At 44.2% G+C, this 16,138-nt stretch carries 14 protein-coding genes; 9 read left to right on the forward strand and 5 right to left on the reverse strand.

What is annotated here, in order from left to right:
- The first annotated feature begins 306 nt into the window (after positions 1-306).
- The 7 genes from CGZ75_RS03150 to CGZ75_RS03180 all read left to right on the forward strand — a co-directional run bounded on the left by CGZ75_RS03150 (position 307) and on the right by CGZ75_RS03180 (position 7,505).
- Complete coding sequence (locus CGZ75_RS03150) at positions 307-1,410, forward strand: RICIN domain-containing protein (RefSeq protein WP_089522831.1); 1,104 nt, start codon at positions 307-309, stop codon at positions 1,408-1,410.
- A 365-nt stretch (positions 1,411-1,775) separates the two neighbouring features.
- Positions 1,776-2,039, forward strand: coding sequence for a DUF2785 domain-containing protein (locus CGZ75_RS24365; RefSeq protein ID WP_245850681.1), 264 nt, complete (start codon positions 1,776-1,778; stop codon positions 2,037-2,039).
- 80 nt (positions 2,040-2,119) lie between these two features.
- Positions 2,120-2,968: a helix-turn-helix domain-containing protein gene (locus CGZ75_RS03160; protein ID WP_089522833.1), complete on the forward strand. Its 849-nt coding sequence runs from the start codon at positions 2,120-2,122 to the stop codon at positions 2,966-2,968.
- Between the two features lie 212 nt (positions 2,969-3,180).
- Entirely contained in the window at positions 3,181-4,527 is a 1,347-nt protein-coding gene (locus CGZ75_RS03165) for an ABC transporter substrate-binding protein (protein ID WP_089522834.1), read from the forward strand.
- A 13-nt stretch (positions 4,528-4,540) separates the two neighbouring features.
- Positions 4,541-5,410 (forward strand): carbohydrate ABC transporter permease, encoded by an 870-nt coding sequence (locus CGZ75_RS03170; RefSeq protein WP_176444658.1) that lies wholly within the window; start codon positions 4,541-4,543, stop codon positions 5,408-5,410.
- Positions 5,411-5,424: 14 nt separating this feature from the next.
- Positions 5,425-6,303, forward strand: coding sequence for a carbohydrate ABC transporter permease (locus CGZ75_RS03175; RefSeq protein WP_089522836.1), 879 nt, complete (start codon positions 5,425-5,427; stop codon positions 6,301-6,303).
- A gap of 245 nt (positions 6,304-6,548) precedes the next feature.
- Entirely contained in the window at positions 6,549-7,505 is a 957-nt protein-coding gene (locus CGZ75_RS03180; protein ID WP_245850682.1) for an efflux RND transporter periplasmic adaptor subunit, read from the forward strand.
- A 161-nt stretch (positions 7,506-7,666) separates the two neighbouring features.
- Here the strand turns inward: CGZ75_RS03180 and CGZ75_RS03185 are convergent, their stop codons facing one another.
- Both CGZ75_RS03185 and CGZ75_RS03190 read right to left on the reverse strand, forming a co-directional pair.
- Positions 7,667-9,070, reverse strand: coding sequence for a DUF455 family protein (locus CGZ75_RS03185; RefSeq protein ID WP_141136649.1), 1,404 nt, complete (start codon positions 9,068-9,070; stop codon positions 7,667-7,669).
- A gap of 51 nt (positions 9,071-9,121) precedes the next feature.
- Positions 9,122-10,453: a hypothetical protein gene (locus tag CGZ75_RS03190; RefSeq protein WP_089522839.1), complete on the reverse strand. Its 1,332-nt coding sequence runs from the start codon at positions 10,451-10,453 to the stop codon at positions 9,122-9,124.
- 456 nt (positions 10,454-10,909) lie between these two features.
- Here CGZ75_RS03190 and CGZ75_RS03195 point away from each other — a divergent pair, with 456 nt between their 5' ends.
- Positions 10,910-11,740: a zinc-binding dehydrogenase gene (locus CGZ75_RS03195; RefSeq protein ID WP_245850683.1), complete on the forward strand. Its 831-nt coding sequence runs from the start codon at positions 10,910-10,912 to the stop codon at positions 11,738-11,740.
- A gap of 158 nt (positions 11,741-11,898) precedes the next feature.
- Positions 11,899-12,441: a GNAT family N-acetyltransferase gene (locus tag CGZ75_RS03200; RefSeq protein WP_089522840.1), complete on the forward strand. Its 543-nt coding sequence runs from the start codon at positions 11,899-11,901 to the stop codon at positions 12,439-12,441.
- Between the two features lie 97 nt (positions 12,442-12,538).
- On the opposite strand, the gene CGZ75_RS03205 is transcribed toward CGZ75_RS03200, so the two are convergent.
- The 3 genes from CGZ75_RS03205 to CGZ75_RS03215 form a co-directional block, all read right to left on the reverse strand.
- Positions 12,539-13,486 carry a hypothetical protein gene (locus tag CGZ75_RS03205; RefSeq protein ID WP_089522841.1) on the reverse strand — a complete coding sequence of 316 codons (948 nt, stop codon included), beginning with the start codon at positions 13,484-13,486 and terminating at the stop codon, positions 12,539-12,541.
- Between the two features lie 153 nt (positions 13,487-13,639).
- Positions 13,640-15,379: a HAMP domain-containing sensor histidine kinase gene (locus CGZ75_RS03210; protein WP_089522842.1), complete on the reverse strand. Its 1,740-nt coding sequence runs from the start codon at positions 15,377-15,379 to the stop codon at positions 13,640-13,642.
- Positions 15,379-16,110, reverse strand: coding sequence for a response regulator transcription factor (locus CGZ75_RS03215; protein WP_089524528.1), 732 nt, complete (start codon positions 16,108-16,110; stop codon positions 15,379-15,381). Before CGZ75_RS03215 ends, CGZ75_RS03210 begins: the two co-directional genes overlap by 1 nt.
- Between the last annotated feature and the right edge of the window lie 28 nt (positions 16,111-16,138).

Here is a 16,138-nt window from a genome sequence, read left to right on the forward strand (position 1 = left end):
GTGCAGGCGCGTTTGTAAGTCACGCTCGTCAAATGACCTTAAAGCTGTCTGCATCATTTCAAAACCAGAGGGTCTGGCGGCGGATGGAACAAAAAAGTATTTTATTGGAATGAACGAGTAATTCCAAAATAAGTCTTGGAAATCCCGTTGCCCCTTCATTTGGGGAGGGGGAAGGTGACGGCTTATTTCATCCATTCTGGATTGAATCGCAAGTATCGCCTCCATAACTGGATGAGATACCCAAGTCCGTTTTTCTCCAACGACTGATTCTATAGGCTTTCGTAATTTAGGTTAACCTTAAACGGAGTGTCTTTAGATAATGGTGTCCTGATTATACAGTCAGCTCTGTCCAATCAATATAATCAACAATGGCAAATTAATAAGTCTGAAAACGGAACGTACACCTTAATCAATCGAAAGACCAAAAGTTATTTGGACGTGCAAAATCAGTCTCAGCTTGCTGGAACACCTCTTGTTCAATGGCTGCAAATAGCGGGCGCAAGTCAGGAGTGGAGCTTTGAACTAAGCCGTACACTTCCTCCAACAGCGGTAGATACAACCAAAATCTATGCTCTAACCAATCGCAATAGCGGTAAGTCTCTCGGTACAGTCAATAATTCCACGGCAGATGGCACCAGCATTGAACAGCGGAACTATACAGGAGCCGCAAGTCAAGATTGGAAGTTCATTGATGCAGGGGCAGGTTATTTGAAAATTAAAAACGTCAATAGCGGCAAATTCATGGATATTGCAGGAGCTTCCACATCGGATAGTGCGAATAATATTTTGTGGACCGAAACGAATGGTTTAAATCAGCAATGGCAGTTAGTGGATGCAGGGTCTGGCTATTATAAAATCAAGAATCGCAATAGCGGTAAAATGCTGGCTATGAATGCCGGCTCCACAGCGGATGGCGCATTAAGTATTCAATGGTCAGAAACAGGTTCCTTGAATCAGAACTGGAGCTTCTCGGAAGTCGCACCACTCGATTTAACAAAGTCGTATACGCTTACGAATCGGAATAGCGGTAAATCGCTGGGCATTGCGAATAATGCCACAACGGTTGTTCAGAACACATATGGCGCATCGTCAAGCCAAGCCTGGCAGATTATTTATGATTCAGCCGGTTATTACAAAGTTAAAAATGTGAACAGCGGCAAGTTTATGGACGTATCCGGCGCATCTATTGCAGATGGCGCACAAGTTGTCCAATCGACTAGCAGTACGAGCATAAGTCAGCAATGGCAGCTGATTGATTTCGGAGGTGGCTACTTTATCGTCAAAAATCGTAATAGCGGGAAAGTGCTTTGTATGAACAATGGCACAACTGCGGAGGGCGGGGATAGTATTCAGTGGACGGTATCAGGTACGGCCAATCAAAATTGGAGTTTCACTGTTATTACGCCATAATCGAAAGGATTCAAGTAAGACAGGAGCAGATTGCCGTGGTCGGTTCTGCTCTTTTTTGTGGACCAATACGAAGTGAAAAGGAATAATGGATAGGGTTGAAGAAATAGGTTTGGTTCGATGAGGAGAACTAGGCTTGAAGAAATGTAATAGAATACATACTTGTTAATGTTTTTTGGTATAGGGGCAAGAGGGCAAAGGCGGTTTAAGCAAGATGAAGCCGGATTCCCCTCCAAAGATTCACCTCAATTTGAAATTCGCTTGAAACAGTCGATCCCGATGACAGGTCTCTACGGATCATCCAAAGACATTATTGAACTTAAGAAGAATCCAACAAAAACAATATGAACTTGATCAAGGAGAAAATATTGGGTAATGATTGGGCTCACGGTGCAGCTCATGGTGCTGATGCGTTGGATGAGATTGTTCAATGTGAGGAATGCACTGCTGAAATTCATAAGGAAGTTCTATCAGCAATTCAAAAGGTGTTATTTAACGGAACTTACACACGTGTGAATGTAAAACATTTTCTCAGAAGTCTATATTTCAGAATAAAGTGCTCCCCAGATGAGTATTCAGGTTTACTAGAAATTGTTCATAAAACAGAGAATGGGTTAAATAAATTTATGTAAAAATTTTATAAAATAATGAAATCAGCATTGATCCAATAGTTGAATTTGTCTATGCAGTTACTAGGGAGGCATTAGAGAAGATGACGAAGATAATAGATGGTAGGGTCAGTCTAATGCCCATCCGATTGGTTGAGTTGTTAGTTGATCCCTCCAAATTGAACTTGCAAAATCTCGTCATCTTGAGAGTTGGCCATATTCCGGTGAGAATTTCCCGCAGGAGGAACGCATTTTTCAACAACGTTGCGCTGGCCTATATTGCAGACGGGAACGGGACTTACCAAGTGGATGGCGGACTGGTTCAGAACGTAGAGAAAGGAAGCTTTTTTTTTGTTTATCCCGGCAGCAAGTTCAACTATGGACCTGTGGAGGGGGGCTCGTGGGAAGAATATTATATCGATATGATCGGGAGTCGTGTAAGCGAGTTTGAAAAAAGAGGTTTAGTCCACAAAGGCAAGGTGCTGCAGGTCGGCGCCGACCCTGCTTGGGTCAGAAAGCTGAGAACTTTGGCTTCACTTTTGGAAAGCGGAATTCCCGCCAATGCGGATCGTGCTGCACTTCAGCTGGAATCTCTTTTGTTTGAATTCTCTTTAATGACAGATGGAAGTCCTTCTAAATCAAACAAAAACCTTGAAGTAATCGAAGATCTTGCTCACTATGTTTATAATCCAATTGATGCCGGTGTCATTGCCCGCAGACATAATATTTCGGTTTCAACCCTGCGCCGGATCGTTAAGGAGCATTCGGGTTTTCCATTAAACGAATATATCCACCGTTTGAAAATAAATGAGGCTAAAAAACTAATCGTTAATACGCCGACCAGTATAAAAGAAATTGCGCTGTCGCTCCAATACACGGATGTTTACTACTTTTCACGCCTATTTAAAAAATACACCGGAATGTCAGCGAGAAAATTCCGTGAAAGCATCTAGTGACTTTGTCTTGGAAAATGAAACATGTGCATGATTCATTTTCCACTTTAATGAAAAAGTGTAGAACTTCAGTTCTGCACTTTTTTTGTCATTCTTTAAACGATTATTGAACTGATCTGCATCTCATCTGCATCTCATCTACATCTCTTCCTGTTAATCTACCTACATAGTGGTCATGACTCAAAATCATAGAAGCTGGAGGAGTGTAAAAAATGAAAAAAATGTTGTTAATCCTACTTAGTTGTATGCTCATGATTTCTGTTTCTGCTTGTGCAAGCAACGACGGCAATGGGGGAACTAGGGGTGAGAACAAGACCGAAGAAGTTCAAACGAAAGGCGGCAATAAGACCGTTATTGTCTCGATGTTGTTTGTAAATGACTTTTTTAAGGAAGCGAAGCAAAAGTATGAAGCCAAATATCCAAATGTCAAGATTGAGCTCAAGTATTTGCAAACGGCCGATAAATGGGGAGCGGAGGACTTAGAAAAATACATAAAAACGACGAATACGGAACTGTTGGCCGGCAAAGGGGCTGATGTGATCTTTATGGATCCATTGCCTTTAGGTAAATATGTGAATAATAAAGTGCTCGCGAATATGAGTGTAATGATGGAACAGGATCCGACGTTTCAGAAGGATGAATATTTCGATAATATTTTAGACAATGTCAAGGTGGGCGATGGCATCTACAGCATACCCTTGGGTTTCGGCCTGAGTACCCTGCTCGGAGACGAAGAAGCAATTGGGAAAGCTGGTGTAAGCTTCGACGACAAGACTTGGACCTGGAGTCAGTTAACCGAGGCAGCCAAACAACTGGTGAAGCAAGGAGATTACAAATATGCGTTTGCTAACTTTCCTCCCGAAAGCATGTTAGCCGAGATGGTTACCGATAATTACGCCGAGTTTGTGGATGTGTCGAACCGAAAGGCAAAGTTCGAGTCTGAATCATTTACCCGTTTGCTCCAGCAAGTTAAAGCGATGTACGATGAAAAAATTGTCACTGAAAAACCTGGAGGTTCAGGAAAAGCATATTTTTCCCCTGTCTTCGTAAACTCTCCGAAGGAATATTTCAGCCTTACCAAAGTGGATTATGCCAAAGGGAAAGTGTATCAAAAGCCAAGTATAAGCGGACAGCATCCAGGGGGTTATTTCTATACCAATTCGACCCTCGGCATTAATGACAAATCTTCCGTCAAAGCGGAAGCATGGGATTTCGTCAAATTTCTTTTGTCTGAGGAGATGCAGGATATACCGAGCGATAGAGGCGGCTTTCCAATTAATAAAGGGACCTATGAAAAACAATTGAAACAACTGGTAGGCGAAGGAAAGGTTGAGGTCCAATATGGACCCGGTAAAGGCAAGATTGTCGAAATAAAAGATGCAGATGTTCAAGCGCTCAAACAGTTTGTTACCGGAGCGAGTAACCTCCTAGCGAACAATGATCCCGTAATCAAAGAGATGATATCCAAAGAGTCCGAAGCTTACTTTAGCGGACAGAAATCTACGGAGGAAGTAGGCAAGCTGATTCAAAATCGGGTTACGACTTACTTGAATGAATAAGGTGATTCAGCATATGAAGTTTCGACGGGTGCAAAAAGATTGGCCGGTGGCACTCCTTTTCTTGGCGCCAAGCGCGATCGGTTTTTCGATTTTTTATCTTATCCCGTTTGTTATGGGAACTTTCTATTCTTTCTTGGATCGTACAACTGATGGTTCTTTTGTTGGTCTCGCTAACTATGAGGAGCTGCTCGCGAGCGGCTCCTTTCGCAAAGCGGCGGTGAACACTTTTCTTTTTACTGGAGTAAGTGTCCCACTCATCCTTATTCTGTCCCTATTGCTGGCGCTTTTGCTGAATCAAAATATATATATTCGAAATTTGCTGAGAACCGCTTATGTATTGCCGCTCGTCGTACCGGTCGCCTCTATCGTCATGGTCTGGCAAATCTTATTCGATTGGAACGGTACGCTGAATGTTTGGATGCAGCATATGAATTTAGAACGGATTGATTGGATGAAATCCAAGTGGTCTATTGCGGTGCTCACCATAGTCTATATTTGGAAAAACATCGGGTACAACATTATTTTATTTTTGGCCGGGCTGCAAAGTATACCGAAGGACTATTACGAAACTGCGGAAGTCGAAGGTGCAGGGAGACTTCATAAATTGACTCATATTACGCTTGTTTATTTAACGCCGACGATGTTCTTTGTCATGTTAATGTCGATTATTAATTCGTTCAAAGTGTTTCGTGAAACCTATATGATCGCAGGTGATTATCCGCATGACCGTATTTATATGCTGCAACATTATATGAACAATATGTTTCTATCGCTGGATATCCAGAAGCTGACGGCCGCAGCCACGCTAATGGTAGGCTGTATTCTTATCATCGTGACCGTAATGTTTTCGGTAGAACGCCGGTTTCGGCAATTTATGGATTAAGTGTGGTGAGACGGGTGAAAAAATCAGCTTTGTTCCATAGATATATACTGACGTTTATCATGATGATGATTGCCGCGATGATGTTATTTCCGATCGTAGTCACATTTACGAACTCGCTGATGACGGAGTTGGAGATCGGACATAATTATGGTCTCATCGGCAAAATGACGAATATCGAAGCGGGTGAGAAGGATGAATACATCAACTTGAAGCTAATTCCGGACTGGTTGACGTTACAGCAATATATGAAAGTGTTGCTGGAGAATACGACGTATATGAAGATGTTTTGGAACTCCGTAGCGATGGTTGTGCCGATTATTGCAGGACAAGTGTTTATCGCATCGCTTGCGGCATACGCTTTTGCCAAATTCCGTTTTCGCGGGCGAGATAAGTTGTTTGTTATTTACATCATGACGATGCTCATGCCGTTTCAAGTCACATTGGTTCCCAACTACATTATTTTAGAGAAGCTTGGACTGATAAACAGTACAGCTTCGATCATACTACCGGGGATTTTTGGTGCTTTTGGCGTATTTATGCTTAGGCAGTTCATGTTACATATCCCGTATTCCTATATCGAAGCGGGCAAAATTGACGGAGCGGGGCATTTGAGAATTTTCATACAGGTTATCGTCCCGCTCATACAACCTGGGCTTGCGGCATTGGTTGTTTTGTTATTTGTCGATTATTGGAATATGGTGGAGCAGCCGCTTATTTTTCTTGAAGATGCGTCCAAGCAGCCGTTGTCACTTTATTTGTCACGAATTAATGAAGGGGCGCGGGGTGTCAGTTTTGCTGCATCTGTGATATACATGGCGCCGATGGTGTTTTTGTTTATCTATGCGGAGTCTTACTTTATTGAAGGGGTTCAACTATCGGGAATTAAAGGATAGTTTTCGCGTAGATTCAAGTTCCTTCGGAAAGATTTGAGGTGATTACAATGGAATCCCAAAGAGCCGAACAAGCGGACACAAGCCGTAAACGAAAGATTCGCCTCTTTTTCGGCTTGTTTATCAGTATCCTAATCACATTTACACTGCTTAGCAATACAATACTTTCCCTAACTTTGCCAAAGGTAATAACGGAAGATCCGAAAAAGGGGGAGTTTGTACAATCGTACCTAGGCAGTGGACTATTGATGCCGCGGGAAGTATTGGAGTTAAAAAGTGAGGCAAATTGGAAAGCCAAGAAGGTGTATGTCAAGGAAGGGGACTCGGTCAAGAAAGACCAGAAGCTGGTGTCTTATGACAGCAAAGGGGCGGAAAGGCAAATTAAGGATGAACAAGCAAGTCTTCAGAAGCTTATCATTTCAATGGAAGGGCTACATAGTAGCTATATCGAGGCTTCGCAAAGCGGAGACGAGATCAGCATTCGGAGAGCTAAGCGAGAAATACAGAGTGCTGAAATCGATCTTGGCATTCAGCAACGAAAAATTCAAAGTCTTCAGGATGTGCTGGAAAATAATCGGGAACTCGTCGCTCCGTTTGACGGCATCGTCACGAAAGTTGGTGCGACGGAGGGGGTTTCTTCCACATCAGGGGGACCTGATGTGGGAATCTACAACCGAATCCGGGGATTGCAGTTTGAAATGCAAGTGCCTGCTAGTATAGCTGCTTTGCTGGAAATAGGTGAAACGCTTGATGTTCAAGTGATGGGAAGCGAAATTAAGGCTGCACAAATTAAAGGGAAAATCACGGAAATTCACAATGAGGACCCCATTAATGAAGGTAATTTGCCCGCTGGACGTGAAGGCGGAGAAAAAGAAAGGGTTAAGCGCGTTCTTGTCGCGGTGCAGGAGGAGGAGCTGAAGGGCGGTGAACGGGTTCAAGTGCAGTTATCCAAACAGACGGTAGGCGAAACCGTATTGGTGTCCAGCAAAGCCATTCACGAGGACATTACCGGAAAGTATGTCTATACGCTTGAAGAAAGAAAAGGCCCGCTTGGCAATGCTTTCTACATTCAGAGAATGAACGTAACTGTCGCAGATTCCAATGATCAAGAAACAGCTGTTATCGAAGGATTGTATGAGTACGATCAAGTCATAGTCGAGAGCAGCGTACCGCTGCAAGAGGGTGAGCGGGTCCGATTGCAGTAATCGACCCATTTGCAGGCAACCGGCTGTACTGACAAAGAAATGCCCGCGTGTGACGAGCGATGCGGGCATTTCTTTTTGTATAAATTCCTTAAAAGCATGTAATCGCTTTGAAAACTTCTCCACAATCGGGCTCCTTAAATCGTTGGAGTCCGCTTCTGTATTTAGATGTCCGTGGAATGACCGGAAGCTGTAAGCTTTTTATCCATCCGCTCCAGAAAACCTTCATACCCGTGGGTTCCGTTTTTATGATGGTTGCCTATCCAATGGCTCCACTCGCTCGATATTTTATTTCCTTCTTCAATCGTTTGTTGTTTGCTCCATTCCGGAAATACAGCCTTCAACCAGGCAACCCCGTAGGAGATATGTCCGGACTCGTCCGCCCAGTCGTAGTCGCAATCCTGAGCAGCGGCAAGGTCATTCTTTTCAATAAATTTCGTTTTTAAGTTCGATTTATGCCGCGGCCCGCCTTGCTCCAGCCGATGGAGTAACAGCAATAAATACCTCACGCCTCTAGCTCGAAACGCCCGCCAATGATCCGGCACCATCGGGTAATCAACGCCAACTTCAAGCCCTAATGCAGCAAGCCTTTCCACTCCCATCGTTGCGTGACGAATTTCGTCATAACACCATCTTGCAGCGCCAAGGTAGAGCTCCCAAGGCATATTTTTGTATTCCCAAATTAGAGCCGCTGGAGTTTCGGACGCCCATACTTCGTTGGCATGATCAACTGCAACAGCAATTTGTTCTTCGGTAAAATTCCTTGCAGGTCTTGGGGATACCTGCGTAACGGCTGGCTCCCAAGAGAGATCTCTGCCGCCTTCCATCGGCAGCTCATAAACGAGACCTTCGAGAACAGCTGTCGAGCGTGGATCAATTTGCGCGTCTGGGCCGTGAAATCCGCCACAGGATGAAAGAGCGCCGCTAACTGCGCTTAACCAGTCACTGTTCTTGGCTTCGTCGGCGGCACGGGATGATTCTCGCATAATCCCTTCATATTCATGAAGCTGCATATTGAGTTCATCAATAATTCTCTTTAGGTAGAGATGACTTGGCGCATCGTCGAGGGGATCGGAAACTTGTAAATATTCCTCAAGCGCCTCCAGCATCGCCGGCTTGATAACATCATAAACACAGTGTAGAAACAGCTCATCGGAGGGGGCCGTCGGTATCTTTTCCAATACAAAAAGCAAACTCACGTCAGCATTATCTTCGACATCCACTCGTGGATACCGCAAATCTAATGTTCTTAACCTAAGCATATCGGCGTGTAACGAATCCAGCCAAATGTGGCGAGCCAGCAATTTTTTGCCCGGCCACCAACGCATTGCAGGCAGATAACCGGCCATTGCCCGCATCGTTTCCTTTACCGTTCGGTAATATCTGCGCATCATTTTACTTGCGGATTCTACGTCCCTGAGTTTTAATTCGGTACGATTTGATAATTGGTCAGGCATAATATTTTCCCTCCAAAGGTAAGGTGTTTGAGCGTTGATGCTGCCTTGCTTACCTGTTTCGGAGATAAATATACCGCCAATAACATCGTGCGGAAATGGAATGGATGTCATAGATGATGGATTATATAATCAAATTATTTTTTTGTAGCTAGTAAGCCTCAATTACGAATGAACTTTTTTATAAACCCAAACTACCGATTTTATGAGCATAATGGAAAATATAATACCTCCTACGAGCCATCCATTTAAAAGCATCATTGGTTCTACAAGATGTTTGAAAACTGTTGTAAGATTTGCGAATATCATTATTAAAACGGAGAATGTTGAAATGAACATAGCAATTCGTTCGAGTTTCTCTATAAACTGTACTGTTTGGAAGTCTTTAGTCAACTTAATTAGAACCCAGATGCAAAACCCAACAGCTAATGTTGGTATAGCCATACGTTTAAAAGATTCACTAGGAATACCAGTAAACCGCATAATGTATTCAACAAGATAATGAAATAATTCTTCGAATTTTCCGTCTGTCAAAAAATTATAAAAAAAGAATAGAGAAACAGATACTACTGCGGAATAAAGGTAAGCATTTATTACAATCATTTTACGGCCTGTGTTCCATAGCTCATGTTGCCTTTGTATTAATAGAATTAATTCTTGCTTCTTTTTATTTAAACTTGTAATTGTTATATAGTTATCGCTTACTAACTCTATATATTCAGAAAAGTAATCTTCGTACTTTTGAGACTCACTTCTTATCAAACTCACTGCCTTATCAAGAACTGAAATAAGACTAAATATAAATCCAATTATAGTAAAAACAAATGCAATGACAATCTGCTCATTAATAGTACTATTTAAATATAATTTAATTTGAAATATAGTGAATACGAACATTATCAATAGGATTACTGACCAAAGCACAAGTTGTCTAAAAGTACGTTCGTCATCGTTTAAAGTCGAGTAACTAAAAATAGAAAAAGTGAGGAAAAAACTAATGAATATAACAATGATTAAAATCCCGGTTATATCAGTAGTGATTTCTTTATATTGGTATATGGGAACCATCCATAGAAATGAGAATAATAAACTTATAAAGATAATAAAGCCCATAGCTTTAAAGGTTCGCAAAATAAGTTTGGATTTCTTTAAGATTGTAACTAAGATAAATAGTTCTCTAGGTAGGTTGAACTTTTTATTGTGATAATTCAGGGAAAGAATGCTGAATAAAAACGAAAAAACAAACAAGATCATCGAGTAAAGTGAGGATATACTTACTGATATTCTTTCGTTAATGAAATTAAATATAACTATAATAGAGATGTAGAATACAAGTCCAAATAAAAATGAAGGGATAATTATATAAGTTGAATTAATTAGAAATCGATATAATTTAACTCGAGGATGATCATCTGAAATAAGAGATAAACAACTGTTTATAAAAACTGCATTAGCCATTAGAATTTTCTTAAATACAGAACCATCTTTTTCACTCATTGCTGTACTCCCCCAGAGTTATTTTTGCACACAATCTTTTGACGAAGCTATAGATAATCTATACTATGTAAACTTGATTAATTCTATTTTTCATAAATTCGATAGAGGCCACTGATTTCCGAGGGCTTGCTTGCGGAGGTACTTCTAACAGAATCAATGGGATCTACATGCCTTTTCAAATGGTTTGTAGTCATCTAGAACTTGGTTTAGAAAATATCGGAATTATTATTAGTAAGTTTGCTCACTTAGTGGATAAACGAGATTTTTGAATACTCTTTTATAGCTCACAATAAGTCCAAACGAGATGGCTCCCAATCAAGTGAAGCGTAACATTGACGGGGCATTGGAGCTCCTAGAGTAATACAGATTTTTTTCATATTTCTGAACTGATTGTTCTCAAAACTTACAGAGGAGTGGATCTACTATGAAAGCAATGTTATTAAGAGAAAAAAATACATGGAAAGAATGCAAATAGAGGATGCAGCTAGGCCAGTTCCTCGTGAAGGCCAGGTACTTATCGAAGGGTATACCGCTTCCCTGAACCCTGTCGATTACAAAACGGGTACAAGTGGAGTCCCTGGTTGGACGTATCCGCATGTCCTCGGCCTCGATGTAGCAGGAATTATTGCGGAGGTTGGTCCAAACGTCTCGCAGGTCAAGGTTAGTGATCGTGTTGTTTATCATAGCGATTGGCGCGAGTGGGGAGCTTTTGCACAATTCACGCTTGCCAAGGTTCATATGGTAGTCCCAATACCGGATGAGGTTTCTTTTGCGGAGGCTGTAGCTCTCCCAACTGCAGGTTTTACAGCTTATCAGGCCCTTCATCAAAAAATCCCTATGCACGCTGTTGAATCCATTTTGGTTCATGCTGGTGCATGCGGTGTCGGCGGCTTCGCCATTCAATTGGCAAAACGTCTCGGAAAGACGGTTTACACAACCGCGTCTCGGCACAATCATGATCTTGTTCGCTCGTTAGGTGCCCACTACGCTTTTGATTATAAGGAGGAAAACTGGGTCGAGCGGATTATGGAAATTACGAACGGTCATGGGGTAGATGTTGTACTGGATGCCGTCGGTTCTGAAAATGCAACGTTATCGCTCGATGTCATCGCCTACAATGGCCATATTGCGCATATTGCAGGGGCGCCTGATATGTCAAAAGTAAAACCGTTCACACAGGTTATCTCTTCCCATGAGATTGCGCTTAATGCGATTCATCATCAAAATGATCGGAAATCGGAAGAAGTCATCGTAGAAATCGGAGAAGATATGTTGGACATGGTTTAGCGAGGAGAGATTGACCCTATGATCACAGAAACCATTACGTTTACGGATATTCCTGCAAAATTGGTAGAGTTCTCACAACGCCACGTCAGTGGGAAAATCATTGTTGATCTAAAACAAATGTAAGAGGACAACTATCCAAGTTGGAAAGGCGGGTACAAATGTCGGAGCCACGAGTTTTCGTTCGCTTCCCCGAAGAGGGTGACGCCGCGCAATTGATAGCGATGTATCGGAGCAATCGGGAGTTTTTTGAGCAATTTTCGCCACGCAGTGCTGAGGAATTCTATACGGAGGAGCGTCAGCTCGAGAGGATCAGGAATAGCAAGATCGACATGGCTGAGGATCGCAGATATTCCTTCGTCATCTGTCAGAAGGAGAACGAGCGGATCATAGGGAGCATTGATCTGTCTTTTGTGGCGAGAGGAGCGCTGCAGAGTTGTATGATTGGGTACAACCTGGACCAGGCTCATAACGGCAAGGGTTATATGACAGAAGCGGTGCAGCAGGTCGTTCGATACGCCTTCGACGAGCTCAAGTTCCACCGAATTACGGGGGAAGCCTCTCCTCACAATGCCGGATCTATCCGTGTGCTTGAAAAGGCTGGTTTCCACAAAGAGGGCATTTCTCGCAGCAACGTGAAGATCAACGAAAAGTGGGAGGATCATCAGGTTCTGGCGATTATTAATCCATCTGAGGAGATTTAGCGTTTAATGGAGTCGAGCTCATTCAGGATACCTCCTGACATGAACTCGGCTCTTTTTTCAGATAGTTGAAAAAAAATCTCAATTTATCCCATATTTTCTAGTTCGCTTTCGGAACCTGCTGCGCCAGCCATTTTTCCAAGTCCTTCGTCAGCTTCCCGTCGTTTCGCTCCAGCGCTTTGAGGAAGTTCGACAGCTTCAACAGCAGCGGGCTACGCGACGTATCACCGGCAGCGACCGCTTTTTTATACGCGGCAAGCGCTTCGGGATCAATCTTTTTCGTCTCGTAGTCGAACAGTGTTTTGATGTCGCCGTAAAAAACGATTTCCCTGGTCCACTCATACTGTTGTTTCACTTGTTTGATGCGGTTGGAGCCGCCATAACTGAGGATAAACTTCTCCTGATCCAGATTGCGCTTCAGCAGTTCGCTCCACGGGATGGCGAGCGCCCAATCCAGCTGTCTAGGCTTCTGGGTATCAACGGCCATCATCTCGATGTACAGCTTGATGTCCGCTCCGACGCTGACTTTCCATTTTTCATACAGCGTATAGTTAATGACCGGGTAATACAACACTTCCGCAGATGTAACGAGAAAGCCTTGATCCCGCGCATCAGTAAGCAGCTTGCGCGTCGTCCCGTCCTTCACATATTTCAGCATCGATGCGTACGTCCTGTCCCCGCCGCTTTTGCGCAAGACTCTATCGATTTCCTTCTGCGTTTTGTCGACGTTGAATCGCGCATGAAGCTTTGCGGCTTTCTGGGCGTTTTCGAAACGAAGCACCATCAAGGAGCCGGTCCAGGTGTCAACTTTGGCGATATGATTGTTTAAATAAGTCAATGCTTGCGCCAGCTTGCCCGAAGCGAGCAGCTTCAAATAATCCTGATTTATTTTTTGAACGGCGGGCGATGCGGGGACCGCGGTAATCGACGCCTGGTCGTGAGGCGGAGCCGGCTGCCCCTCTTGCGCAAATACAGAACCTCCTCCGCCTGCGACTACCGAAAGAACCAGCAGCGAGGCGGCGGTATGCTTCAACCCTTTTTTTATCATCTAAAATCCTCCTGTTTTGTAAAATGGCGGTGCAAAGTACCCTTTCAGACGGTACTTACACGGGAATGTTGCAAGGAAAACATGTCGTTTGTCCCGGGACAAGCGACAAAACGCCCCTTGACCCCGGATGTTACGAGCTCCCCAGCCACAAGCTCAACAGGGCAGCAAGATCTCAATTTTAGTGCCTTGACGCAGCTTGGATTGTACTTGAATTTTACCTTCATGTGCTTCAACGATCGTTTTGGCGATGCTCATTCCGAGTCCTGAGCCGACCGTTGACTCATCCGTATTGGTTCCGCGGTAATAACGATTAAACAAATGATGCAGCGTTTCCTCATCCATCCCTTTGCCATTATCGATGACTCGAATGAATGCCTGGTTGTTCACCCTGCCGATAGAGACGGTGATAACTACGCCCCGCGAATTATGCTTCACAGCGTTGGACAGCAGATTGTCCATCAGACGATGCAGCCAGGTTTCATCGGCCGTTATCAGCAGAGGACGCTCATTCCCAATGTAGCGGAAATGATACTCCGACAAGGTACTGTCGTTGATGTACTTTAGTACGGAATTACGTACTAGCTCATCCAAATCCATCTCCCGCAGCTCCATGATCGAATCACCCTGTTTAAGCTGATGAATCATAGAGAAGTCGGAGATCAGCTCAAGCATATAATCTCCCTTTTCACGGATTGTCGATCCCATAATCCGCATCTCCTCTGAACTCCATTGCTCCGGCAAGCTCTCCAGCATATAACCATAACCTTGAATGGTGGACAGAGGTGTGCGCAGATCGTGAGATATCCCTGACATCCAATCCTCTTGCGCTTTTTCCAGCCTCTCGCGCTCCTTCTCCATTTGGGCCAATTTATGGGTCATCTGATAGAAGGATTCAACCACCTCCTTATAGAGTCTGTAGCGGATTCGCATCTTGCCGTCTCGGCGGAATATTTTGCGTTTGTCCTTGGTGGTCAGCACTTGATCGTACTGTCCGCGGCCCATACGTTCGAACCAGCCTGTAAACAGAATCAGTGGTTGACTGTAGCGGTAGCCATGCCAGATGGAGATAGGTAAGGCCAAAAGCAGGATCAGACCTGAAAACCAGAAGAGGTTGCGAGTTGCCATATCCAGCGCAGGATGTTTCAGAAGTTTTCCCGTTGCATTGGTCGTATAGAGCACCCAGGTCATCCCGCTGAGCTTGTCCCGGTGCGCGACAATATTTGTGTCGTAGTTGCCGGGCGATTGCTGGATGGCCAGAATGTCTAGCGGACGATATGCCTTCTGCATAAATTTTTCATCGCCGATGTCTTGTACGATATGACCCGAGGGGTTGATTACTTGCAGATAGCTATCATTTTCACGCAGTTGCTGATCCAGAAGGAGAAGCGATTTGCTCTGCACCATTCCCTGCTGTTCGTAATCATCAAACCAAGCCACGAGCTGGTCAAGGTCAGGATTAGGGTAGCCCAGTATGTATAAGAGCGGCTCGTTATAAGTAAAATTCAGCTCAGTGTGAACCGTATATTTCCCTGATGTCCGTGTCTTTTGAATATCGAGCAGTTGAGCGCTGGAGTAGACAGCCGGTAGCGCTGGCTGAGTAGTTGTATTGACGCCGAAGATCACTTCCCCTTTGGCATTGACAATCTGTAGCCACATTCCTTTTTCCTCGAAGAGCTCGCCCCATTTAGAGGGAATCCGAATCGTTCCATCCTTGTATTTAGCCTCTAGAGCAATTGTTTGCAGGGCACCGATTGGAAAGCCCCGGCGCAGCTCATTATTTGTCATGTTCTGTAAAAACATCAAGAGCGCAGCCAAAGTAACAACCACAATTAGCAAGGAAAAAAAGATTAATTGATACGTGAAGTGGAAGGCCATACGCTGCCTTATCTTCATCACTCCTGCGACTCCTTCACTAGCTTGTAGCCGATCCCGCGTATGGTAAGCAGCAGCTGCGGATTGCCGGGATCGATCTCGATCCGCTCTCGTATGCGCCGGATATGTACGATTACCGTCGAGTCGTCCCCATGGCCGTTAATGCCCCAAACCTTGTCGTAGAGCTGTGTTTTGGAAAATACGATCCCGGGATGCTTGCAGAAATGCACCAACAGCTGAAAGACCTGGGCTGGACAAGAAACCGGATTCCCATCCACGATCAGCTCGCCCTCTGCCTCATTGACGGTGAAGCGGTGGGATCGGTAAACTCCCATATCGGGTCGTATCGCGGAATCGGTTGTAGGAGCTTCCGGCTCTAGACGACGTATGCGCGCTTGAATTCTTGCTGCTACCTCCAGGGGATTGAAGGGCTTCGTTATATAATCATCCCCTCCCATGGCAAAGCCTCGCAGGACATCGAGATCGGAAGCTTTAGCCGTCAAAAACAATATATGAGGATTTCCGTATTCACGGAGTTTGGAGCAGAGCTCCAGTCCGCTGCCGTCGGGAAGCATAATGTCGAGCAGAATGATATCGGGGGCAGCGCGCGCCGCTAAGTCAAGCGCTTCCGCGCAGGTTGAAGCCACGTATAGCTGCCGAAAACCTTCCCTGCGAAGCACCATTTGCAGCATTGTGACAATCGAAGGCTCGTCGTCAACAATTGCGATTTTAACATCGACTAGATTTATCATCATTTCACCCTATCTCATCGTAGAATAC

The sequence above is a fragment of the Paenibacillus herberti genome (assembly GCF_002233675.1).
Lineage (GTDB): Bacteria > Bacillota > Bacilli > Paenibacillales > Paenibacillaceae > Paenibacillus_O > Paenibacillus_O herberti.

Coding starts and splice junctions, on each gene's coding strand:
- CGZ75_RS03200 (WP_089522840.1), top strand. CDS start 11,899: ATGTCGGAGCCACGAGTTTTCGTTCGCTTCCCCGAAGAGGGTGACGCC.
- CGZ75_RS03160 (WP_089522833.1), top strand. CDS start 2,120: ATGACGAAGATAATAGATGGTAGGGTCAGTCTAATGCCCATCCGATTG.
- CGZ75_RS03185 (WP_141136649.1), bottom strand. CDS start 9,070: ATGACATCCATTCCATTTCCGCACGATGTTATTGGCGGTATATTTATC.
- CGZ75_RS03215 (WP_089524528.1), bottom strand. CDS start 16,110: ATGATAAATCTAGTCGATGTTAAAATCGCAATTGTTGACGACGAGCCT.
- CGZ75_RS03205 (WP_089522841.1), bottom strand. CDS start 13,486: ATGATAAAAAAAGGGTTGAAGCATACCGCCGCCTCGCTGCTGGTTCTT.
- CGZ75_RS03190 (WP_089522839.1), bottom strand. CDS start 10,453: ATGAGTGAAAAAGATGGTTCTGTATTTAAGAAAATTCTAATGGCTAAT.
- CGZ75_RS03170 (WP_176444658.1), top strand. CDS start 4,541: ATGAAGTTTCGACGGGTGCAAAAAGATTGGCCGGTGGCACTCCTTTTC.
- CGZ75_RS03165 (WP_089522834.1), top strand. CDS start 3,181: ATGAAAAAAATGTTGTTAATCCTACTTAGTTGTATGCTCATGATTTCT.
- CGZ75_RS03180 (WP_245850682.1), top strand. CDS start 6,549: ATGCCGCGGGAAGTATTGGAGTTAAAAAGTGAGGCAAATTGGAAAGCC.
- CGZ75_RS03195 (WP_245850683.1), top strand. CDS start 10,910: ATGGAAAGAATGCAAATAGAGGATGCAGCTAGGCCAGTTCCTCGTGAA.
- CGZ75_RS03210 (WP_089522842.1), bottom strand. CDS start 15,379: ATGAAGATAAGGCAGCGTATGGCCTTCCACTTCACGTATCAATTAATC.